This is a genomic window from Mesorhizobium sp. GbtcB19 (assembly GCF_019091085.1).
GTDB lineage: Bacteria > Pseudomonadota > Alphaproteobacteria > Rhizobiales > Rhizobiaceae > Mesorhizobium.
The window spans coordinates 1-320 of sequence record NZ_JAGXJY010000157.1 but is presented as its reverse complement, the minus strand read 5'-3'; the positions used below and the strand labels follow the sequence as shown (position 1 = coordinate 320).

Below are 320 nucleotides of genomic sequence, written 5' to 3'. Positions count from 1 at the left end.
TATTTCTGGGCGATAAAGGAGATGAGCGCCTGTACGTCACCCTTGGCGATTGCCTCCGACACCACCTGTGTGGCCTTGGCCTCGGCTTCGGCGGTACGCTCGCGCGCCTCGGCGGCGCGGGAGGCGGCTTCCCTGCGGACCTCGGCTTCGAGGATCTGCGATTGCTTCAAGCCCTCGGCGGCGAGGATCTGGGCGCGCTTGTTGCGCTCGGCGGCCATCTGACGGCCCATCGACTCGATCAGGTTGGCAGGCGGGCTGATGCCCTTGATCTCGTCGCAGGTGATCTTGATGCCCCACGGAGGCGCCGCCTCGTCGACGAC

General features: G+C 66.6%; 1 protein-coding gene. It reads right to left on the bottom strand.

The features are described 5' to 3' along the window. Positions 1 to 320, bottom strand: a 320-nt coding sequence (locus tag KVT37_RS32035; protein WP_368860645.1) for an SPFH domain-containing protein, incomplete at both ends; no start/stop codon positions are given.